We start from the raw sequence: 20,374 nt of genomic DNA, 5'->3' as shown, positions 1-20,374 counted from the left end.
GCAGGAACCAGCCCGGTGATTCCGTTCGAGGGGCCGGCACCTCTGGCTGAGGTGCCGGCCCCTGCGGCAGATTGGGCCCCGTTCCATTGGCCTCCTCCCGGTGCGAGGAGAGGTCCAGCAGCGCCATGGCGAGGTCGGCGACTTCGGGCGCCGGACGGGTCTTCGCCGCCGCTTCGATCAAACGGGCTGCGACGTCCGGTCTTCCGCCGGCCCGCAGGCTGGTGACCAGCTCTGCAACTTCCGCCGGTGGTCGTGTGGCAGCCGCCTTGATGATGAGATCGGCAGGGTCCGGGGCCTGATCAGTAGTTGGCCCGGTGGTCGCGAGCCCCGCGGCCGCGTCACGCCAAGGCCCTGGGGGTGCGCCACACGCGTGGGCGATCTCTGCCACAACGTCCGGCCGGGGTGGCCGGTCCTGCTGAAGAACGTCGAACACCGTGCTCTCGGGCACCCCGACCCGCTCGGCAACGCCCCTGACCGACAAGCCCGCTGCCTTCAGGAGGTGCCGGAGACCGGTTTGAAGCTCCTTCAGTCGGCGATGGTGCGCGAGGTCGCCCCGAGAGATGCCGATCCTGTGGGAGACACGCAGCAGGTAGCGGGGAAGACGTCCGCCAGGCGTCGGATCGAGGCTTCTGGGTAGCGGTGTGTTCATGCCGTGCCCGAGTTAGCGGGAGTCGTGGTCGTCGAACGCGGTGTTGCGGCGTCAGCCGGTAGGCGGTCGGCGGGCGGAGGCCGTGGGGACGGCAGGGATCTCGCCGCCCCGCCGTCGCCACCGGCCGGCACGGCTCTGATCGGGTGGATTACGGGTGTAGATCCGGCGCGCCGCAGGTGCCGCTGCATCCGAAGAAACGATCGGGCTCTGGTAAGACAGGCGCGCTCCCATACGACCGAAAGGTGCTCGCCCATGCCTCCCACACCCCGCAACGCGCCAGAGCCAGGGACGCCGCAGCGGCCGGAACCCCGCCGTCGGCGCGGTCTGGCGGCGCTACTCACCGGCATCCTGATGGCCGCCGCCCTGCCCCTGGTCGCCGGGGCCCCGCAGGCCCGGGCCGACGTGGCCATCACCGAATACCCCGTCCCCACCCCCAGCACCCCGGTCGGCATCACCACCGGCCCCGACGGCAACCTGTGGTTCACCGAGGCCGTCGGCAACAAGATCGGCCGGATGAGCCCGACGGGCACCCTCATCGCCGAGTACCCCCTCCCCGGCGAGTTCAGTACCCCCCACGACATCACCACCGGCCCGGACGGGAACGTCTGGTTCACCATGCAGCACTTCGACTCCCGGGTCGGGAAGATCGACATGGCCGGCACGGTCACCGAGTACCCGCTCCCCGACCAGTTCGACGAGCCCACCGGGATCACCGCAGGCCCGGACGGGGCCATGTGGTTCACCGAGCAGAACGCCCACCGGATCGGCCGCATCACCACCGACGGCGCCCTCACCGAGTACCCACTGCCTGCCGGCTCCGGCCAGCCGTCCTACATCACCTCCGGGCCGGACGGGAACCTGTGGTTCACCGAAATCGGCGCCAACCTCATCGGCCGCATGACCACGTCCGGCGTCGTCACCGAGTTCCCGGTCCCCGGTGGCGGCGGCCCGACCGACATCACCACGGGCCCCGACGGGAACCTCTGGTTCACCGTGTTCGGCGGCAACCGGATCGGCCGGATCACCCCATCCGGCGTGATGACCCAGTACGACCTACCGTCGAGCGGCTTCGCGCCCCAGCCCCAGGACATCACCGCCGGGCCGGACGACAGCCTGTGGTTCACCGAACGCAACAGCGGGCAGATCGGTCGCATCAGCACATCCGGCGTCATCGCCGAGTTCCCCCTGCCCTCCTCGGAGCGCGGCCCCTGGGGCATCACCAAGGGCCCGGACGACGACATCTGGTTCGCCGAGACCTCCAGCTTCATCGGGCACATCCACCTGACCGACGCCGATCTGGCCGTCGCGAAGTCCGACGCAGGTTCCGACCCCGTCGTGGAGGGCCAGAACGTGACGTACACGCTCACCGCGACGAACAACGGCCCGCAGACAGCCGAGGGGGTCGTCCTCCAGGACACCCTCCCGGCCGGACTGCAGTTCGTCTCGGCGTCCCCCGGGTGCAGCACGGCCGGCACCACCCCGGACGTCGTCACGTGTGGCATCGGCACCCTCACCGCCGGTGCGAGCGCCGCGCGGACCATCACCGCGAAGGCCACGACCGAGGACATCGCCGTCGACACGGCGGGCGTGGCCGGCGCGGTATCCGATCCGACCCCGGCCAACGACACCGCGACGGAGACCACCACCGTCGACGCGGTCACCTGCTTCGGCGAACAGCCCACCATCATCGGCACCCCCGGCAACGACCGGATCAACGGCACGCCCGCACGCGACGTCATCCTCGCCCACGGCGGCAACGACACCATCAACAGCGGCGCCGGCGACGACCTCGTATGCGGCGGTCCCGGGGCGGACTCGGCCACCGGCGGCCCCGGCAACGACCTCGTCGCGGGCGGCGTCGGCGACGACACCCTCAACGGCTCCGCGGGCGACGACACCGTGACCGGCGGCCCCGGCAACGACTCCCTCTTCGGCGACGTCGGCAACGACAACCTCGACGGCGGCCCGGGAACGAACACCAACAACGGCGGCACCGGCACCGACGTCTGCACCAACCCCAGCACGGGCCCCGGCTGCCCATGACCCCGACGGGGTGCTCCCGACACCGGGCCCCGGACCGGGAGCACCCCGCCCCCGGCCTCAGCCGTCGAGCAGCCGCCGATCGGCTCCGACAACGCCTTCGGCCAGGAAGTCCCCCTCAGCCTCCGGTCCGATTCTGAGCATCGGAGTTGTCCAAACGGGCCGGGTAACGCGCTCAGTCACAGCCGGTTGGGCACGGAGTCGGCTGCTCGTCGAGCAGGGGGCGCGAGATCGCCGCGCGCTACAACTGCCTATGGAATATGTCGCCATCCGGCTGCGGGGCTCTGCGGCTGTTCTGCATCGTGATCCTGTGAGTCCCGCGGGGAGGGTCCTCCGCGGAAGCCGAGACGAGGGGAACGCGATGGGCTGGGATCGGGACGGGTGGCAGCGGGACGGGTTCGAGTCGCACGAAGGCGTGGTCGGGGTGCTGCTGGCCGACGGCAGTGAGCCGGGGCCGGTCTGCTTCGACCTGAGCAGCGGCAGCTTCTTCCACGAGTCGATCGGCTGGTGGCATTACGACGGGACGATGCGGCGGCCCACGGCGACGTCGATGCGGGGCCGGTGCGCGTGCGGCTGGCGCGGCGAGAAGACCTACCCGATCGACTGGGAGAAGGTCCACGAGGACGACGACCCGGACGTCTACGACACGTCCGGCCCGTACGGGGACTGGGCGCTCCACATGGACGACGTGGCCGACCGAGCTTCGAAGCTGCCGGAGGACCTGGCGGGCCTGCTGGCCCAGGTGCGCGAGCGTCTGGACCGGCTCCTGGATGGACGAGTACGTGACGGTGATCAAGGTCGCCGACGAACTGGAGGAGCTCATCGCCGGGGTTAGGCCCGGCCGCCGCCAGGCTCCTCACGCGCGAACAAGAGGAGTCCATGCCCGAGATCGCCGAGGCGCTCGGCATGACCGAGAAGGCGGCCCGCGTCCGCCTCACGCACTACGAGCACCTCGACCACTGACCTTGCCGACCAGGCGGCGAACAGACGAAGGGCCCCTCCCGTAAACGTGCCGAGCGGGGGCGGCCATCCGGCATCACCCGCTCGTGCTCGCCCCGTCGACTCGGCAGAAGGCAGGCGGGGCCGGCCGGAGTTGAACCGGCGTCCTCGCGAATTTGGAGACCGCGCGCGTCGACCTCTGCGCTACAGCCCCGCCTGATCCACCGGCGGGGCCTGTCCGCACGGCGGCCTACGGTGGGGGTGTGCATAAGCAGTCCTCCCCCGATCCCACCCCGTACCGGTGATGGTGGTCTTGCCGGACGGCCAGGAGGTCCGGGCCCGGCTCTACTCGTGGCACCAGACGCCCACCGGGTGGCAGGGCGACGTGGGGGCTGCCCTCGTACCGCAACTGGCAGGACGGGACCGTCGAATCGGCGGAGTACCGGGTGTGGCTTGACGCGCCGCAGCAGGTGCGCGCGATCCCCGGCGACTACGGCTCGGTGCCGGCGGTCCGCCTCCCGCGCCCGTCGCTCGTCGCGGAGATCCTGGGCGAGCGGCGACCCTCTGGATGGGTCCTGCAGAGCCTAGAGCGCGGGCAGGGCATCGCGCACGCACCCGACTGCGTCGAGGCGCCTCAAGGGGCCACAGCGCTCTCCCTGGAGAGAACGTTGACCCTGGCCGAGCAGCCGAGCGTCCGGCTGTGTTCGCTGTGCGGAGCCTCAGCAGAGCTCTCGCCCTTGCTGCTCGGCTTCGAGAACGGCTTCGACTCCTGAGCCCAAGGCCCTGTTCCCCTACTTCATCAGCCGCTGCCGTACGTCACCTTGATGACGTACGGCAGCGAGCACCAGGAACACGCGGGCGAACCAACGGCCCTGGGTGTTCCTCTAAGCCGCTGTTACAGGTGCCACAGGGGGCAGAGCGGCAATGGCCGAGGCCATCTGGGCGGCCAACCTAGACGTGTCGAGCTGCTCCGTGGCCGCCAAGGCCGCCACGGCCGGCGTTATCCCGGCGGCCAACCTAGACGTGTCCAGTTGCTCCACCGCCGCCATGACCGGAGCCATCCCGGCCGCCAACGCTTCGAACCGCACCTCGGTCGAGATCCTCCGGATGGCGTCGATCACCCACGTGAGACCCCGGACGTCGATCGGGCTCGAACTACGTCCCATAGCGCGGCGCCAAGCCTTGACCCACTCGCCATGCTCCCGCTCGGGCACACGACAGCCTCGCAGGACCGCGACCAACTGCTGCTCATCGACCGGCAGCATCTGCCGGCGGAGGATCCGGGAGACGCTGCTGAGCGGAAGCAGGTAGGCACCGCCGGCACTCTTCTGCATCTCCCGGTACGTCGGGGCCGCAGCATTCCGGTGGAGAGCCTCGAAAGCATCGGAGAGCGCGTCGGCCGTATTGACCGTGGTTGCGAGGACCCTGATGGGTCCGCCGAGCTCATCTCGTCGTGCTTGAAACCGGAGGCTCTTGGCCGTCCGAACAGTGCGGGGTGCGCTTCCGCAGGCCGCCAGGAAGGAATCGACGACCGTCTCCGCCGGGACCACCTTGCCGGAGGCCGCCCGCTTGAGTGTCGCGGCCGACACCCCCGTCAGCGTGGCCAGCTCGTCGTAGGTCCGCCCCGCCTTCTCCGCACGCAGGAGTTCGGCGAGTCGGCCGCGGGTGGACACCTCGTAGTTGATGGGGTTCTCGGTTCGTCCCATGTCCGCCGCCTACTGAGGGTTGTTCATGGCGGACGAGAGCAGGGCGGCAAAACGCCGCCGACCTCCCGCCACCGCAGCGGCGGTGACGACACCGATGGCGGCGCAGCACAGGAGGAGCTGGGCGATCGCTACCAGCGCCATCCGGAACCAGTCGCTGTAGCGGTGCGGGTCCCATTCCCGTACCGGGAAGCGGAGCTCGGAGGCGGTGAACTCCTCCAGAGAGCAGCCCACCGGGGCGCTCGGCGTCCACGCGGCCCTCGAACCAGCCCAGCGTGCGCATCAGCGCCGCCTCGGTGTCGGACTCTGCGTAGCTGAACTCCGAGAACAGCTACTCCGCGGCGTCCTCGGCCCGGATGCTCGTGGGCCTGCACCGCCTCGTCCACGGCCTGGTGCACGTAGGCGCGGGCACGGGTCTCGTCGTACTCCTTGACCTCAATGCCCGAGCCGGGGACTAGCTTGCCCGCCTAGTAGAGGGGTCGATCCGCTTCTTGTTCGGGCCGGTCCGGAAGAAGTCGAGCGCGTCCTCGACGCGGGTGAAAGACCAGCAGCCCAGCCCCGCCTGCTGCTCGCCGGCGCCTTCGTCCTCTACATCGCCTCCGCGCACCCGGCCGCCCGTGAACCGCTGCTCCTGGCCGTCGGGGTCGTGACCCTGCTTTCAAGTGCATCGGCCTACGCGAAGCACTCCTCGGCACCGCCGGACCCCGCGGCCGCCCGCAACTCGGGCAGGCGCGCCGCGAGTTCGGGGTCGGGCAGTCGGGCGGGGTCGGCGCGAATCGCCGCGATCTCCTCGAGCTGCTCGAGCTGCTCGAGCTGCTCGAGCTGCTCGACGAACATCTTGGGCAGGTCGCCGTACTGATCATTCTCGTCCTCGGTGTCACCGGTGAGACGCAGCCATCACTCGGCCTCGTCCAGCCGCCACTGCATAATGCCGATCAGACCGAGGTAGAAGCGGGCGTAGTCGTGACCATCGGGTGCTGCGGCCGCCGTCTCGAACCAATGCTCGGCCGTGCGCTGGTCACCGCGCTCGAAGGCCTAGACACCCAGGACATAGGCCGCGCCCGAGTAGCCGAGCTCGTGCGCCCGTACGGCCAGGGCGCGTGCCTCCTCGATCCGGTCGCTGTCGCGGGCTACCAGGTTGGCCTGCTCGACCGGGGCCTGGTGCGAGCCGACCGCCGCGGCTCGCGCGTAGAGCGCCTCCGCCGCGCGGATCGTGCTCGGGTAGTACGTGAACATGCCCGCGTACTCCGGGTCCCGCAACGGACTCAGCGCCTCGAACGCGGCCTCGGCGTCCCCGTCAGCCTCCGCCCGCGCGAGCCGCTCCTCCCAGAGCTCAAGGTCGTCGACGATGTTCTCCGCCTGTCATGGAAGTAGACGTCCTTGAGTGCCTCGGCGGCCACCGCCTGGAGCTCGCGTTCGCCAGCTCCTCGCTCGCGGGTGATGAATGAGTCGCCCGCCGCCAAGGGCCCCGGTGATGTTCGGGTGCTCTCGGCGGCGGGCGGTGGTCAACTGGCGTCGCCACGTCGGCGTTTCCACCAGCCCGTCTGTTCCTGCTTCTGGGCGGGAACCTCGACGCAGGTCTCGGCATCGCCCTCGGCCAGGTCGCGGTTGAGAAGGGCGACGGCGAGGGCGGCGACGTCTTCGACCCCTTTAGTTGGTGAGGGCCGAGAATTCACACTCCGCGAACTCCGGTGTGAAATCCGCTTCGCTGATTTCACAAAAGCGGCAGCAGTCGGATGGAAGCGACGCTTGAGTGAAGCTCAATCTGGAATCAGGTAACATATACGACTGTCCGTCACTTCTTATGCTGCAAACCCTACGGCGGATACGTATTCGTACTGTCCCCATTGGGATCCGAGGTCCACGATGGCGTCCACCCATGCGTTGTCCAGGGCGCCCGTGTCCTTTGCGGCCCAGGCCCGGATGATGGCATCCCACTGACGGATGTTGAGGCTGCGGTACTCCAGTACCCGCTGGAAGCGCCCGTCGACTTGGGACTGGTTGAACGGGTGAATCTCCACCCGGGTCCCTCCCCTATTGTTCAGCCGGCGCAGCAGGAAACGGGCCACGTTCTGGCGGCGTAACGTGCGGTAGGCGGTCTCGATCTGCTCCAGGCTGGCGCGGGAGGGGCGGCGTTTGCCGGTGAGCCATGCCTTGATGGTGCGGTCGGTGACGGTGAGGCCTGCTGCGCGGGCGGCCTGGCGGGCGCGGTTTGACCTGGTCAGGTAGTTGAGGCGTGCCAGGAGACCGCGGCGTGCGGTGATGGGGGTGGTGATGTAGCCGGCGAGGCTGTCGAGCTGCCGTGCGACTGCTTCGCTGCCTTTGATGCCTTGGGCCCCGTAATGGCCGAAATCGTATGTCCTTTCCGGCATTTAATGGGGGCCTTCCGTTTGCTGGTTTTTATTTCCTGCCCTGAGGGTAGCGCAACCCTGTTGATTTTGCCATCGTTTGGGGAGTTCAGTTGGGGTGATGTCGAGCGTGTTCTTTGGTTGATATTTCGGTTGAGGCGGAGGTGTTCGAGCGGAGTTTGTTTGTTGCCGAGGTCGAACTCGTGCTGTCGTAGGGGCTGACGGCCTCTCGCCCGTGCGGTATCACCCGTGCATGCGGTATCCCCAAGGGGGCGAACTGCCCCCGAACGACAGCAGCTCCGTGAGGATTTGCGACTCAAAGCCGCTGAGCGGTTCGCCCGGGGCAAGGTGAATTAGGTGATCTCCAAGGGCCTGCTGGTCAATTTCCGCTCGGTGCAGCGATGGCGGCGGATGTGGAGCGAGGGAGATCCGCGGGCTCTGCGGCCCCAGGGACCGGCGTCACTGCGGTTGGGGAGGGCTGCTGAGGGTCCGTCATGGGCCCGGATTTTCGCACAATGCAACTCTCAGAAGGGGTTCATCTCCTCTCTTGTGTGAGAACGGTTCTGAGAACGAATCCGGGTTCGGCGGGGTCCGGCGGCCCGTAATTGATCTTGCTCGCACAAGGGACTGTCTATGAGAGTTCGGGCCCTGTCGCTTCGGCAACTGACGTGCTCGGTGTTCAGCGAGGTGGCGTTACCAGGCCGATCTCATAGGCGGTGATGCCGAGTTGGACTCGGTCGCGGGCTTCGAGTTTGGTGAGTAGCCGCGCTCGTGTGCCAGGTGTCTTTGATCTTGACTTCCGTGACGCCTCGGCCTTCAGGGAAGACGCGTCGCCAGTCGCCGATGACGTGGAGTTCGTCGGTGCCCATCACGCGGATCGGGGTGATGCCCTCGTCGCGGGCTTTGAGGGCTTTGAGCCAGAGGTTGGAGAAGGCCTGGGAGCGGATGATGTGCATCCAGTCCGGTCGGTACAGCTCCCTGTTGTAGTTCGACTCCCCCATCGTCGACACGAACTTCGAGTACATCGCTTTCACGTACTCCAGGGTGATGTCGTCGCCTTGGGCGATCGCGGTGTCGCGGGCGTCCTTGAGGGCGATGCGGAACCTTTCCAGGAGGTTTTCCGTGGCACCCGAGGTGTAGGACTCGTGGATTCGGGGGGGCTCGCACAGGCCGTAGCGGGGGCTGGAGAGGCGGAGCAGGAGGCGGAGGGTGGGTTCCGTGACCCAGAGGGGGCCGGGTTCGTCTCGTTGGCCCAGGGGGTTGGGGAGGACCGTCTCGTGTTCCCAGGTGGGCGGGGTGATGAGGTGGACGCCCGCGCGGCGGCGGTCGTGGGTGGGGCCGGTGGAGTGTTCGAGCTGGCCGAGCGGGAGGTGGGTTTTGAGGGCGGAGAGGTATGCGCCGTTGATGTCGAGTGCGGTGACGTGGTGCAGGCCGGCCGGGAGCTCGGGGCGGGTCCACTTCGGGCGTGCTTCCCAGATCTGGTCCGAGCCGCGGGAGGTCTGCTTCTTGAGGATGTCCGGGATCCAGGGGTGGGCGATCACGTCGTAGCGGGCTCCCTTGCGTGTTTCGTCCAAGAGCCGCATGGCGTCGGGGATCGCGCGCTTGAGGAGTGCGGCGGAGGCCGCGTGTGTGTCGCCCTGGTGTTCGGTGAGGGCGGCGTGGACCGCTTGGTGGATCAGGTCGGTGGGGTCGCCGGTGGGGTGTTGGGGGGCTCGGCGGGTTGGCTTGTGGGCCGGTTTGTGGGCCGAGGTGGGGAGCTGGGGGGCGGGCGTGGTGGGGTGGCAGTGGGTGGGGTCCAGGTGTTGTGCGTAGCCCGCTACCCGGGTGGGGGCCGCGTGTCCGCACAGAACGCACGGTTCGGGGGTGGTGAGGTGTTCGACGTCGTCGGCGTCGGCGGAGATGGTGAGGGTGAGGGGCGTCGGTTCTGCGGGGGTGGGTTCGACGGTGGGGAGTTTGGCTGCCAGGCCCTTCAGGAGGTAGGCGTATTTCTCCCTTGTCTCCCCCGCGGGTTCGCGGCCGTTCTCCCATGCGGCCAGCGTGCTGGGGCTGACGCCCAGGACGCGCGCCATTTCCGCCTTCGACAGGTGTGCCAGCTCGCGCAGCTCTCGGCGCCGCTCCGGTGTCGGAAGGGGGGCTTGGGGGCGGAGTGTCGCCAGGAGGGAGTCGATCGCCTCGAAGTCGCTCACCGGTGCGCTCCCGGTGCGCCGGTGTGTCGGGTGCGGGAGAGTGCTTCGCAGGCCCGGGTGGGGCCGGCGAGGAGGTCCAGTGCCGGCAGGCCGTAGTGGTCGGCCAGGATGTCGGCGTCGTGCAGGCTCCAGGGGGTCGCGCCGCTCTGGCGGCGGGAGACCTGGGCCTGGGTCAGTCCGAGAACGGAGGCGAGGACGCGTTGTGGTTCGCCCGTCGCGCGCATGAGTGCGGCAACCGTCTGCCGCAGTGACTCTTCCAGTCCGGTCTCCATGTCGTCACCCTATGCAACGTGATGCGCTGTGCGCATCAGGGGTGGGGGGTGTGACGCCAGTAGCCGGAGGCGGAGATCCGGTCGCGGGGAACACCGCGGTCGTGCAGGAGATGGCCGCGTATCTCCCGTACCGCGTGGGCCTCGCCGTGGACGAAGGCGTGCAGGCCCGCTGTGGGCAGGTGGAGGTGGCGGACGGCGTCGGTGAGGAGTGCGCCCGCGCGGTGGGCGCCTCGGTGGAGCCAGATGATGTCGGCTCTCTCGGGGGCGTCAATGAGCTGCTCCTCGTGGGCGCTGTCCACTTCGAGCAGGACTGTGGCTCCCACGCCTTGTGGCAGGTGTTCCGCGGCGGCGGCGACGGCGGACAGGGAGGTGTCGTCTCCCACGAGGAGATGGTGGGCCGCGCCGGCGCCGGGGCGGTAGGTTCCGCGGGGCTGGAGGTAGAAGACCGTGTCGCCGGGCCGGACCCGGCGGACCCAGCCGGTGGCCGGGCCGCCCCGGTCGTGCAGGGCGAAGTCGAGAGTGATCTCGGCGGTGCGCGGGTTCTTGTGGCGGATCGTGTAGGAACGCATGCGGGGCCAGGACTCGCCGGGCAGTGTCGCTTTGACGTGATCGAGGTCGAAAGGCTCGGGATAGGTGACGCGCTCCGGGGCGAGGAGCAGGCGGACGTACGCGTCGGTGTCGGCGTACGGGCCGGTGCGGACGTCCTCAGGGGTGTCGGTGCGCAGGACCACGCGTCGCCTGCGGGGGGTCAGCTGCCGCACCTGGGCCACGCGGGCGGACCGCACCGGCGCGAGCGGTGGTGACGCGGATCGTGGGGGTGGGGAAGGCATGGGGTTCTCCGGTGTCAGCGGGTCAGGATCGTGCTCGGCATGCGCAGTGCCCGGGTGAGGCGTGGCGCGGCGTCGGCAGTCACCAGCAGTTCGACCAGGCCCGTGACCTGGCCGGGGGCATGATCGATGAAGACGTCCTCGATGTTGACGCCCGCTGCTCCGACGTCGGTGAAGACGCGTGCCAGCTCGCCCGGCTGGTCTCCGATGAGGACGGAGACGGTGACGTAGCTTCCCTGGGGGGCGTCGCGTTTGTGCGGGATGCGGCTGTGGCCGGCGCAGCCGCGGGTGAGGAGGGCGGTGAGGGCCTCGGCGGCTTCTGCATCGGCGGCCTTGTTGCTGTCGGTGAGGCCTCGGAGCGCGATGATCGTGCGGTCGAGGTCATCGGCCAGGTCGTCCAGGATGTCGGCGACTGTGCCTGCGTTGGCGGACAGGATGTCGAGCCATAGCGCGGGGTCGCCGGCGGCGATGCGTGTCACGTCACGCAGTCCCTGGCCCGCCATGCTCACTTCGCGGTCGGCGGCGTGCTCCAGGCGGGCCGCCATCAGGCTGGCGACCATGTGTGGGGCGTGGGAGACGAGGGCGACGGCCCGGTCGTGCCCGTCCGGGTCCATGATGAGCGGTACTCCGCCGCACAGGTCCACCAGGGCGCGTACGGTGTCCCAGGTGTTCTGGGAGGTGTCGGTGGTGGGCACCAGGGCCCACACCCTGCCTTCGAAGAGGTCCGGGCGTGCCGCGAGCGGGCCGGAGCGTTCGCCGCCCGCCATGGGGTGGCCGCCGAGGTAGGTCCGGGTGTCGCAGCCCAGGCGTTCGATCGCTTGGAAGGCTTGTGCCTTCACGCTGCCGACATCGGTGTATGCCCTGGCCAGGCCTCGTAGCTGGGCGTCCTTCAGTGTGGGGGCGATGTCGGCGGGCGGCACGGCCAGGACGGCGAGGTCGACCGGCCCGGGGGGCTGGGTGGCGAGCCCGGCGCCGAGGGCCGCGGCGGTCAGGGCCGCCATCGGTTCCCGGTCGGTGAGATAGACCGTGGCGCCTCCGGCCGACAGGGACTGGGCGATCGACGTGCCGATCAGTCCCGCGCCGATCACAGCGACGGTGCGCAGCATCCTGGTGCCTCATCCTCATCTGCTCGGTGAAACGCCGGAGCGGGCCGTTGGTCAGGCGCTCTCGGTGTCGGTCTGGGTCTCGGAACGGGTCTTCAGGTCGTGCGCGAAGAGTTCCCAGATCTCTGCGTAGCCTTGGACCAGCTCCGACATCTGGACCTTGCAGTGCGCCGGGACGCTCTCGACGATGCGCTGCCGGTCGCGGGCCACCAGGGCGGCTGCCTCGAGCATCCGTAGCGTGTGCCGGCCCGCCTCGTTGAACCGCAGGGACGGGTCGCGGCGCAGGGTGTCGAACAGGGTGCCCAGTTCGGCTGCCGAGCGGGTCTTGGCGGGGCGTGAGGTCGTGGGAGGGCGGTGCTCGGCCAGGTGGGCCGGCGGGGCGGCCTTGAGGTGGCCGCGCTGGCGGGCCGGGACCGGGTCCTCGCCGCGCATGACCCTGCCGCGTACGTCGGCAACGGTCGCGGGTGAGATGCCTGCTTGTCGGGCGATCGTGCGCAAGGAGGCGGTGGGGTTCTCCTTGATGAGGCGGCTCGCGAGTTCCCTGCCGTAGGTGGAGTCGACCGGGCGGGCACGTCCGTCGAGTCCGATCCGGCGGGCGCCGTTGAGGAAGGTCCCGGAGGAGTTGCGGCGGATTTCGGCGATCTTCCGGGCGGACAGGCCCGCGACGGCCGCCACCGCGCGGTCGGACCACTCGGGGTGGGAGGCGAAGATCCTCTCCGCCGCTCCGACGCGGTCCTCGAGGCACAGGGGGCGTCCGTGGGAGACGTTGAGGGCGATCGCGAGGAGGTCGGCGTCGGTGGAGTCGCCGTCGAAGTAGCGGACGTGGATGAGGTCCTGTCCGCGGGAGCGGGCTGCCGTGAGGCGGTGCAGGCCGTCGACGACGCGCATCGTGGGGCGGTGCACGAGGATCGGGGGGAGCTCGGACTCCGTGTCGGCGAGTGTGCGGGCGTACTCCTGGTCGACGCCGTCGGCCCGCGGCGACGAGGAGACGTACAGCTCCTGGATGCGGACGAGTTCGACGGGGGCTTCGTTCAGGCCTTTGTCACGCAGTGCGAGCAAGTAGTCGGAACTGCTGCGCGTTGGCGGCCTTTCGATCGGTTCGGCAGTCACTGCGACGACTCCTGAGAAAGTGAACTGGCATGGCGGGGCGGCGGTGGGGTGTGGCGGGCGCCGTGGGGGCGCGGTCGACGGGCGCGGCGTCGGCGTCAGCGGCGTGGCTGCCGGGGTCCGGAGGCGCGGCCGCGGGTGCAGCACCGTCGGTACGGTGGCGGGGCGGGCTCGGGCGGGCCTGGTGGGGTCCGTGAGCTCGGTCGCGGGGCCTTGGGGTGAGGTGCGCGCCGTGGGCATGGTGGCGGGGCCGGACTCGGGCGGCGCGGTGGGGCGCGGTGATCGATCGGGGCGGTGGGGCGCGGTGATCGGTCGGGGCGGTGGGGCCAGCGGTGTGGTGGCGCTGGGGCGGGGCGGTGCGGTGCGGGGGTGTTTTTGCTGTCTACTGCCAGCCCGAGTCGTCGCCGTTGGTCGTGACGCCCGGGTTGGGGGTGGGGTTCTGCCAGCCGGAGTCGTCGGTGCCGGCGGGGGTGGGCGTCTGCCAGCCGGAGTCGCCCTCGCCCGTCGTGCCGAGGTCGGCGGGGGTCGGGCCCTGCCAGCCGGAGTCGTCCCCGGCGGCGGCCGGGATCTCCTGCGCCACCAGGCTCGTCGGCGTGGTGTCGGAGGCCCAGGCGGTCTGGACGCCCAGGGCAAGGGTTCCGGCGGCGGCGGTGAGGAGAAGCTGACGGATCATCGGTTTTCCTGTTCTGCTCAGGTCTGGCGGCGACAGGAACGAGTCTTGTCCGCGCCCCTCAGGAGCAGAAGAGCAACCGGGGTGGGCAAAGCGGCCTTGGCGCATTCAGTCCAAAGTCCGCGTGGAAGGAAGCCCTTGTTCCCTTTCCTCCCGGGCGGTGACGGCCGGGTCACACGTCGTGGTCAGGGCGCATCAGAGGCAGTTCTGCCGGCATCAACTCCCATGCGTTCAAGGCGGGTTCGCGTGCTACCGCGCGGTGCCAGGCGTCCACGGCGAGCCATTCCGCCGCTGCCGGGTCCCGTGCGTGGACGTAGACGCCGATCACCGGGCCGGACTCGGCCCTGGGGTGGAGGCTGACGTGTTCGACACGGCCGACGCTCCAGGCGGTGGTGGGGTCGGCGGGTCCGGTGGTGGAGTCGCCCGCGGTCGCGGTGGGATCGGCGGCAGCCATGAGGGCGGCGACGCTTTCAGGAAGGAGGTCACCCAAAGGGTGGGGCCGAAGCCGGACATGCACAAGAAACACAACTCAGCCCTCAGCAGACGGCGTGGGCGACAAGCCGTCCACGTAAGGCGGGGTCCAGATGGCCGGCGGCCCCTGTTCCGGCGGAAGTCGGTCGGCGCTCCGGGCGCGGAAATTCCGTCCGCCGGACACTCCCCGGTCGGGATAGTCTTGCGAAAAGCCGTCTCGAACGCCTGTCCTCGACCGGGAAGTCAGCGGTCGGGGCTCGCACCGCTCGGGACCTCGACGGAGAGGGGACGCTCGCGTGCTGTTGTCGGATCTCGGGCTCGAAGCCGCCGCCGAGGTGGTCTACCGGGGCATGCTCACGCACCCGGACGCCTCTCTGGCCGAACTCGGCGAACGACTCAACTTGCCGGCGGGTGAAATCCAGCACGCTCTGGACGAACTCAGCGAGCTCGCCCTGGTGAGGGCCTCCTCGAGCAACCCTTGCCAGGTCTACGCCGTCAGCCCGCAGCTCGGCATGGAAATCCTCCTCTCCCGTCAGCAGGCCGAACTGGCCGCCCTGCAGCAACGGGTCGAAGCTTCCCGCTCCGCCGCCGCGCGTCTCATCGCCGAGTTCACGCACGGGCAGTCCTCCCATCCGGATGAATCGGTGCAGTACCTCCGGGGTGTCGATTCCATTCGAGACTATCTCGCCGCCCTGAATAATCAGGTCGAAGAGGAATTTCTCACTTTCGCCCCCGGCGGCGCCCAGACAGAAGCCAACATGCGGGCATCGCGACCGCTCAACAAGCGGCTGCTGGAACGCGGAATCAACATGCGCACGGTATACCTGGACAGCATTCGGCGCGACCAGGACAGCGTTGAACACGCAGAATGGCTGACAAAGCACGGCGCGTACGTGCGTACCGCGCCGTCGCTGCCGAACAGGATGATCATCTGTGACCGTCGCGTCGCGATCATCGCCAACGACAGCGACGACACCGGCATCGGGGCCATCGCCATCACCCTGCCGGGGCTGATCTCCTCCCTGTGCGCGCTCTTCGAGAACGAATGGCGCAACGCCCAGCCGTTCGGCGAACCCACCAGGCACCAGCCCGGCGAACTCACGCCCCAGCAGATCACCGCGCTGCAGCTCCTGGCCAAGGGCGCCACCGACGAATCCATCGCCAAGAAGCTCGGTGTCTCGCCCCGCACCGCCCGCCGCCTGGCCACCGGCCTCCTCACGCACCTCAACGCCCGCAGCCGCTTCCAGGCCGGTGTCCACGCCGTCCAGGACGGATATCTCCCCCCGCAGCCCCAGTGACCGGCGCGGCGTGACGAGCGGCGGTGGCGCGTCACCGCGCGCGGACGCGGACACGTGCGTGTTTCCCGGTGCCCGCAGTACGTTGACGCCCTGACGTTGTGACGCACCCCGCACACGAGCAGCCCCCTCCCCTTTCGCCGCGGTACCGGCCGCCGGCCAGGTGTGTGCCGCCCTGGGCGGATGCGTCGCATTCCCCTGACGCTCCTTGGAGGGACACCCATGCCTGAGTACGGGAAAGGCACTTCGGCCGGCACCGCCGTGGCGGAGCTCGGGCGGGCCGACGTGGACGACGCCCTGGTCCGGCTGGCCGGAAAGGTCCTGCGCACTCCGGTCATCCGTTCCGAGCAGCTCGACGCCGCGTGCGGTGCGCGGCTGTGGCTCAAAGCCGAGAACCTTCAGCACGGCGGCTCGTTCAAGGTGCGCGGCGCGCTGTTGGCCGTCGAGCACCTGGCCGCGGCGGGCAGCCGGGGTGTCGTCGCGCAGAGCACCGGCAACCACGCCATCGCCGTCGCCCTGGCCGCGCGGGCCCATGCGCTGCCCGCCCTCATCGTCCTGCCCGACGACGCTCCTGGCACCAAGGTCCGCCGTATCCGGGAAGCCGGTGCCCACGTCACCTTCGCCGGGACGGCACTGGCCGAACGGATCGCTGTCGTCGCCGAGCTGCGGGAGCGGCACGGGTACGACGTCGTCGACCCCTACAACGACCCGCGGGTGGTCGCAGGTCAGGGAACCGCGACCGCCGAGCTGCTGTCGCAGACCGCCGCGCAAGGGGTGCGGCTGGACAGCGTCGTGGTCCCCGTGGGAGGGGGCAGCGCACTCGCGGGGGCCTGCCTCGCCGCCGGACACGGCACGCGGGTCATGGGTGCGGAACCCGAGAACGTCCCGGCGTTCACCGCGGCGCAGCGCGCCGGCGGACCCGTGACCGTGCCCGCCCGGCACACCGTCGCCGACGGACTGCGCCCCGACCGCATCGGCGACCTTCCCTACGCCCTGGCGCGGCCGGACAGCACCCGCGTCCTGACCGTCGGTGAAAGCGCCATCACCGACGCCCTGCAGACCGCGCTGTGGCTGACCCGGCTCCTCGTCGAACCCGCCGCCGCGACCGCTCTGGCGGCAGCACTCGTCCACGCCCGCGAAGCCGGCGCCGGGACCGACATCGGGGTGCTCCTCACCGGCGGGAACGTGGAGCCCGCCCTCGTCACGCGGCTTCTCGCGCACACGGCTCCCGCCGGGCGGCGCCCCGCCAGGGGCACAGATGCCGGAGCTCTTTCCGCCTGACACGGCGGGCCTGCCCGTGCGGTGGGTGCGGGCGCGCCTCGGCCCGGAGCGCGATTGTCGCGTTCCGGGCCGAGGGCGTGGAGCGTGGTGCGGGGTTACTTGCCCGCCATGGCCTCGATCAGGCTCTTGGGACGCATGTCGGTCCAGGACTTCTCTATGTAGGCGAGGCAGTCCTCGCGGCCGGCCACGCCGTAGACCGAGGTCCAGCCGTCCGGTACGTCGACGAAGACGGGCCAAAGGGAGTGCTGCCCCTCCTCGTTCACCAGCACCTGATACTGGGCATCGGGGTCTTCGAACGGGTTCGTCACCACATTTTCCTCTCTCGGGCGAGCAATTCTGATCACGCCGGCCACCGATCCGGGGAAACAAGAAGAGAATTTCCGAGCATGCGTGATCGAGTATTCCCCTGTCGCAGATCAGTGCGGTCCGCGGCGATCCACTATGGCCCGGCGGAAGGCGCGGCAACAACAGCGGTCGAGTTGTGCGCGGTGATACATCGGAAAGGGTGTTCCGCCACGCGCCGGGGGGCGTCCAACCGTTTCCGTGCGGCGGTTGGACGCGCCCCTGTGCTCCTTGAGCGAATGGCGGATTGCGGGTAAACAGGAGAGCTCTGGTCATCCGAGCCCTCCCGTCAGGCGGAGCGCTTGCCGTTCATATCGGTCACCCCCTCCGCGAACTGCGTCTGGTACAGCGCCGCGTACGCCCCGCCCTTGGCCAACAGCTCCTCGTGCGTGCCGCGTTCACGGATCCGGCCGGCGTCGACGACCAGGATCTGGTCCGCCTCACGGATCGTGGACAACCGGTGCGCGATCACCAGGGAGGTCCGGCCGGCCAGCGCCGTCTTCAGGGCCCTTTGGATCGCCGCCTCCGACTCGGAGTCGAGATGCGCGGTCGCCTCGTCGAGGACCACGATCGGAGGCGACTTCAGCAGCAGGCGGGCCAGTGCGATCCGCTGCCGTTCACCGCCGGAGAGGCGGTATCCGCGGTCACCGACCACCGTGTCCAGGCCGTTGGGCAGCCGTGCGATGGAGTCCCAGATCAGGGCGGCTTCGCACGCCTCGACCAGTTCCTCCTCGGTGGCTTCGGGGCGGGCGTAGAGGAGGTTCGCGCGGATCGTGTCGTGGAACATGTGGGTCTCCTGGCTCACCACACCCACCGTCTCGCTCAGCGACTGCAGCGTAACGTCCCGGACGTCGTGACCCCCCACCCGGACCGATCCCGTCGTCGCCTCGTACAGCCGGGGGACGAGCTGGGTGATCGTGGTCTTACCGGCACCGGATGGGCCGACCAGGGCCGTCAGCTTTCCCGCCGGGGCGGTGAAGCTGAGCTCCTTGAGGATCCACGCGCTGTCCCCCCGGTCCTTGTCCTGGAGCGCGATCGGCTCCAGGGAGGCCAGGGAGACCTCCTCGGCGCTCGGGTAGCGGAACGACACGTGATCGAACTCGATCTCCGCGCCGATGTGCCGGGCGTCGGCCGACACACCGCTGCCGGGCAGGACGTGCGCGTCCGGCTTCTGGTCGACCAGCGGCTTCAGGTCCAGGACCTCGAAGATGCGGTCGAAGCTGACGAGCACCGTGAGGACCTGGATCTGGAGGTTCGACAGCTGGTTGATCGGTCCGTACATCCGGAACAGCAGCGTCACCATCGCCACCAGGGTGCCGATCTGCAGCGCGCCGCTGATCACGAGGTTGCCGCCGAACCCGTACACGATCGCTGTCGTGAGCGAGGTCAGCACCGTGACCACGATGAAGAACATCCGGCCGTGGACCACGTTGAGCGCGGTGATGTCGCGCACCCGCCCGGCCTTCTCCTCGAAGAGCGCCGCCTCGGACTCCGGCCGCCCGTACAGCTTCGCGAGTTCCGCGCCCGATACGTTGAAGCGCTCGTTCATCATCGAGCCCATCTCGCCGTCGAGCGTCATCCTCTCCCGCGTGATCTTCTGCAGCTTCCGCCCGATGATGCGGGCCGGGAAGAGGAACGCCGGCACCATCGCCAGCGCGACCAGTGTGATCTCCCACGACAGGTAGATCATCGTGCTGATGACGATGACCAGCGTCAGCAGTCCCGACACCGCCTGCGTCAGCAGCGACGTGATCGCCTGCCGTGTGCCCACGATGTCGGTGTTCAGCCGGCTGACCAACGCGCCCGTCTGCACCCGCGAGAAGAACGCGAGCGGCTGACGCTGCACGTGCTCGAAGACTTCCGTCCGCAGGTCGTAGACCAGGCCCTCGCCGATCTTGCCCGAGCAGCGCGCCTCGACGTACAGGACGAACGACTCCAGCAGGGCGAGCAGCACGATGCCGAACGCCAGCATCAGGACGACTCCGAACCGCTGGGGAAGGATCCCGTCGTCGATCATCAGCTTGAGCATGAGAGGACTCGCGGCGGTGATCGCGCCGCACGTCACACTCGCGAGAATCAGGACCGCGAGCTGGCCGCGGTAGCGGACCAGGTACGGGAGGATACGCCGCAACGTACCCGGGTCTATCTTCTGGCGGGTCTTTTCCTTCCCGCCAAAAGCGTTTCCGGAATTGAGATTCGGGCCACCTATGAGAGCCATAGAGGACACTCCTTGCCTGTGGGTGAAAGAGACCTTTCAGTCCGGTGGTCGTTCGGTCGGGTGGGTGCGCGCCGCAGAACGCGGCGGAGGCGGCCGGGGCGGGCCACGTGAGGTGGTGGTGCGAGGTTCTCCACCGGCACCGGCCCGCCACGAGGCGTTGAGGCCACGCCGGGCGCGGGGAGCGGCGGTGGGGACCTTCCGCGCCGCCGGCCGCCACCGCCGCCTGCCGGGCGGGGGTGCGTTTCGGCTGTTCGGGGCCGCCGCTGATGTCGGAGATCTGCTCGTAGTCCGGCTCGAAGGCCAGGAGAATTCCTGTGGCCGTCATGATCGGCATGTCGGGGTCATCACTTTCTGCCGCCAAGGGCCCTGCGTTTCGCCCTTGTCGAGGTCGGCCGCCCGGATTCGAGCGGCCTCGGGCACGGCCGACCGTCAGCCGTTGTCGCCCGCGTCGCGCGCGGTGTCGTGGATCAGCTCCTGGGCGTAGAAGCCCTTCAGGCGCGAGAGGAAACCGCGCCGGCCCGCACGGGCCGCGGACACCGGGCGCGGGCCCGGGTCGAGGGCGTCGAGCATCGCCTGGCGCCGCAGCTCGGCGACCGCGATGACGTCGACCCCCGGGTTGTCCAGGGGAAGAGCGCGGGCGGCCGGGTGCACGGGGGTGGTGGGCGCGGCGGGGGCGGACGCCTGCGGCGTCCCGGTGCCGTCGGGGGCCGTCCGGGTCCGGGAACCGTCCATGGGCTCGGGAGCGGACACGGCCGAGGCGGGATTCACGATAGACATGGATTCGGATCTCTTTCTGGTGTGATGTCCGGCTGATACGGGGCATTGCTGGGCATTGCGACTTTTTGCTGGTTATTTCGTCCGGTCGTGGATACGCCTGTTCCCGGGGCCCTGGTCAGAGCCCCCGTGTCAGGGCCCCCGGTGGG

The 20,374-nt window shown here is 69.5% G+C and carries 21 protein-coding genes and 1 tRNA gene; 5 read left to right on the top strand and 17 right to left on the bottom strand.

What is annotated here, in order from left to right:
- On the bottom strand, positions 1–649 hold a 649-nt coding region (locus N5875_RS38170), incomplete at its 3' end, for a helix-turn-helix transcriptional regulator (RefSeq protein WP_338499034.1).
- Positions 650–901: 252 nt separating this feature from the next.
- Between N5875_RS38170 and N5875_RS38165 the strand changes: the two genes are divergently transcribed.
- Positions 902–2,692: a hypothetical protein gene (locus N5875_RS38165; RefSeq protein ID WP_318212877.1), complete on the top strand. Its 1,791-nt coding sequence runs from the start codon at positions 902–904 to the stop codon at positions 2,690–2,692.
- A gap of 358 nt (positions 2,693–3,050) precedes the next feature.
- A complete protein-coding gene (locus N5875_RS38160; protein ID WP_338499033.1) occupies positions 3,051–3,524 on the top strand; it encodes a hypothetical protein in 474 nt (157 codons plus the stop codon).
- A gap of 243 nt (positions 3,525–3,767) precedes the next feature.
- On the opposite strand, the gene N5875_RS38155 is transcribed toward N5875_RS38160, so the two are convergent.
- Positions 3,768–3,842 (bottom strand) — tRNA-Trp (locus tag N5875_RS38155).
- Positions 3,843–4,074: 232 nt separating this feature from the next.
- Here N5875_RS38155 and N5875_RS38150 point away from each other — a divergent pair.
- A complete protein-coding gene (locus N5875_RS38150) occupies positions 4,075–4,401 on the top strand; it encodes a DUF6233 domain-containing protein (protein ID WP_338499032.1) in 327 nt (108 codons plus the stop codon).
- A 111-nt stretch (positions 4,402–4,512) separates the two neighbouring features.
- Here N5875_RS38150 and N5875_RS38145 read toward each other — a convergent pair whose 3' ends face one another.
- The 12 genes from N5875_RS38145 to N5875_RS38090 form a co-directional block, all read right to left on the bottom strand.
- Complete coding sequence (locus tag N5875_RS38145) at positions 4,513–5,334, bottom strand: helix-turn-helix domain-containing protein (RefSeq protein WP_338499031.1); 822 nt, start codon at positions 5,332–5,334, stop codon at positions 4,513–4,515.
- Between the two features lie 9 nt (positions 5,335–5,343).
- On the bottom strand, positions 5,344–5,565 hold the full coding sequence (locus N5875_RS38140; protein WP_338499029.1) for a hypothetical protein: 222 nt from the start codon (positions 5,563–5,565) through the stop codon (positions 5,344–5,346).
- A gap of 438 nt (positions 5,566–6,003) precedes the next feature.
- Positions 6,004–6,168, bottom strand: coding sequence for a hypothetical protein (locus N5875_RS38135; protein WP_338499028.1), 165 nt, complete (start codon positions 6,166–6,168; stop codon positions 6,004–6,006).
- 198 nt (positions 6,169–6,366) lie between these two features.
- Entirely contained in the window at positions 6,367–6,567 is a 201-nt protein-coding gene (locus N5875_RS38130; protein WP_338499027.1) for a hypothetical protein, read from the bottom strand.
- A gap of 566 nt (positions 6,568–7,133) precedes the next feature.
- Positions 7,134–7,703, bottom strand: coding sequence for a transcriptional regulator (locus tag N5875_RS38125; RefSeq protein ID WP_338499025.1), 570 nt, complete (start codon positions 7,701–7,703; stop codon positions 7,134–7,136).
- A 683-nt stretch (positions 7,704–8,386) separates the two neighbouring features.
- Positions 8,387–9,865, bottom strand: coding sequence for a helix-turn-helix domain-containing protein (locus tag N5875_RS38120; RefSeq protein WP_338499023.1), 1,479 nt, complete (start codon positions 9,863–9,865; stop codon positions 8,387–8,389).
- The gene (locus N5875_RS38115) at positions 9,862–10,137 is read right to left on the bottom strand and encodes a helix-turn-helix domain-containing protein (protein ID WP_318212882.1); all 276 of its coding nucleotides are present in this window, start codon (positions 10,135–10,137) and stop codon (positions 9,862–9,864) included. The genes N5875_RS38120 and N5875_RS38115 overlap by 4 nt, the downstream gene beginning before the upstream one ends.
- A gap of 35 nt (positions 10,138–10,172) precedes the next feature.
- Positions 10,173–10,967 (bottom strand): siderophore-interacting protein, encoded by a 795-nt coding sequence (locus tag N5875_RS38110; RefSeq protein ID WP_338499022.1) that lies wholly within the window; start codon positions 10,965–10,967, stop codon positions 10,173–10,175.
- Positions 10,968–10,981: 14 nt separating this feature from the next.
- Positions 10,982–12,070 (bottom strand): prephenate dehydrogenase, encoded by a 1,089-nt coding sequence (locus tag N5875_RS38105; RefSeq protein WP_338499021.1) that lies wholly within the window; start codon positions 12,068–12,070, stop codon positions 10,982–10,984.
- A gap of 51 nt (positions 12,071–12,121) precedes the next feature.
- Positions 12,122–13,126: a transcriptional regulator gene (locus N5875_RS38100; RefSeq protein ID WP_338499020.1), complete on the bottom strand. Its 1,005-nt coding sequence runs from the start codon at positions 13,124–13,126 to the stop codon at positions 12,122–12,124.
- A gap of 430 nt (positions 13,127–13,556) precedes the next feature.
- On the bottom strand, positions 13,557–13,847 hold the full coding sequence (locus tag N5875_RS38095; RefSeq protein WP_338499019.1) for a hypothetical protein: 291 nt from the start codon (positions 13,845–13,847) through the stop codon (positions 13,557–13,559).
- 169 nt (positions 13,848–14,016) lie between these two features.
- The gene (locus tag N5875_RS38090) at positions 14,017–14,298 is read right to left on the bottom strand and encodes a hypothetical protein (protein ID WP_338499018.1); all 282 of its coding nucleotides are present in this window, start codon (positions 14,296–14,298) and stop codon (positions 14,017–14,019) included.
- 313 nt (positions 14,299–14,611) lie between these two features.
- On the opposite strand from N5875_RS38090, the gene N5875_RS38085 reads away from it, so the two are divergent.
- Positions 14,612–15,613, top strand: a complete 1,002-nt coding sequence (locus N5875_RS38085) for a LuxR C-terminal-related transcriptional regulator (protein WP_318212888.1) — start codon at positions 14,612–14,614, stop codon at positions 15,611–15,613.
- Between the two features lie 219 nt (positions 15,614–15,832).
- Positions 15,833–16,891 carry a pyridoxal-phosphate dependent enzyme gene (locus tag N5875_RS38080; RefSeq protein WP_338499017.1) on the top strand — a complete coding sequence of 353 codons (1,059 nt, stop codon included), beginning with the start codon at positions 15,833–15,835 and terminating at the stop codon, positions 16,889–16,891.
- Positions 16,892–16,986: 95 nt separating this feature from the next.
- Here the strand turns inward: N5875_RS38080 and N5875_RS38075 are convergent, their stop codons facing one another.
- The 3 genes from N5875_RS38075 to N5875_RS38065 all read right to left on the bottom strand — a co-directional run bounded on the left by N5875_RS38075 (position 16,987) and on the right by N5875_RS38065 (position 20,228).
- Positions 16,987–17,199, bottom strand: coding sequence for an MbtH family protein (locus N5875_RS38075; RefSeq protein ID WP_109784066.1), 213 nt, complete (start codon positions 17,197–17,199; stop codon positions 16,987–16,989).
- Between the two features lie 323 nt (positions 17,200–17,522).
- Entirely contained in the window at positions 17,523–19,364 is a 1,842-nt protein-coding gene (locus N5875_RS38070; protein ID WP_318212890.1) for an ABC transporter ATP-binding protein, read from the bottom strand.
- 516 nt (positions 19,365–19,880) lie between these two features.
- The gene (locus N5875_RS38065) at positions 19,881–20,228 is read right to left on the bottom strand and encodes a hypothetical protein (protein WP_318212891.1); all 348 of its coding nucleotides are present in this window, start codon (positions 20,226–20,228) and stop codon (positions 19,881–19,883) included.
- Positions 20,229–20,374: the final 146 nt, after the last annotated feature.

It is taken from the genome of Streptomyces sp. SJL17-4 (genome assembly GCF_036826855.1).
Lineage (GTDB): Bacteria > Actinomycetota > Actinomycetes > Streptomycetales > Streptomycetaceae > Streptomyces.
The sequence above is the reverse complement of the archived record's forward strand: the minus strand, read 5'-3'. Positions and strand labels throughout refer to the sequence as shown.

Bases quoted from the DNA above. Each gene is read 5' to 3' on its own strand.
- N5875_RS38165 (WP_318212877.1), top strand. From the start codon at position 902: ATGCCTCCCACACCCCGCAACGCGCCAGAGCCAGGGACGCCGCAGCGG.
- N5875_RS38160 (WP_338499033.1), top strand. From the start codon at position 3,051: ATGGGCTGGGATCGGGACGGGTGGCAGCGGGACGGGTTCGAGTCGCAC.
- N5875_RS38145 (WP_338499031.1), bottom strand. From the start codon at position 5,334: ATGGGACGAACCGAGAACCCCATCAACTACGAGGTGTCCACCCGCGGC.
- N5875_RS38135 (WP_338499028.1), bottom strand. From the start codon at position 6,168: ATGTTCGTCGAGCAGCTCGAGCAGCTCGAGCAGCTCGAGCAGCTCGAG.
- N5875_RS38130 (WP_338499027.1), bottom strand. From the start codon at position 6,567: ATGTTCACGTACTACCCGAGCACGATCCGCGCGGCGGAGGCGCTCTAC.
- N5875_RS38125 (WP_338499025.1), bottom strand. From the start codon at position 7,703: ATGCCGGAAAGGACATACGATTTCGGCCATTACGGGGCCCAAGGCATC.
- N5875_RS38115 (WP_318212882.1), bottom strand. From the start codon at position 10,137: ATGGAGACCGGACTGGAAGAGTCACTGCGGCAGACGGTTGCCGCACTC.
- N5875_RS38110 (WP_338499022.1), bottom strand. From the start codon at position 10,967: ATGCCTTCCCCACCCCCACGATCCGCGTCACCACCGCTCGCGCCGGTG.
- N5875_RS38105 (WP_338499021.1), bottom strand. From the start codon at position 12,070: ATGCTGCGCACCGTCGCTGTGATCGGCGCGGGACTGATCGGCACGTCG.
- N5875_RS38095 (WP_338499019.1), bottom strand. From the start codon at position 13,847: ATGATCCGTCAGCTTCTCCTCACCGCCGCCGCCGGAACCCTTGCCCTG.
- N5875_RS38090 (WP_338499018.1), bottom strand. From the start codon at position 14,298: ATGGCTGCCGCCGATCCCACCGCGACCGCGGGCGACTCCACCACCGGA.
- N5875_RS38080 (WP_338499017.1), top strand. From the start codon at position 15,833: ATGCCTGAGTACGGGAAAGGCACTTCGGCCGGCACCGCCGTGGCGGAG.
- N5875_RS38065 (WP_318212891.1), bottom strand. From the start codon at position 20,228: ATGTCTATCGTGAATCCCGCCTCGGCCGTGTCCGCTCCCGAGCCCATG.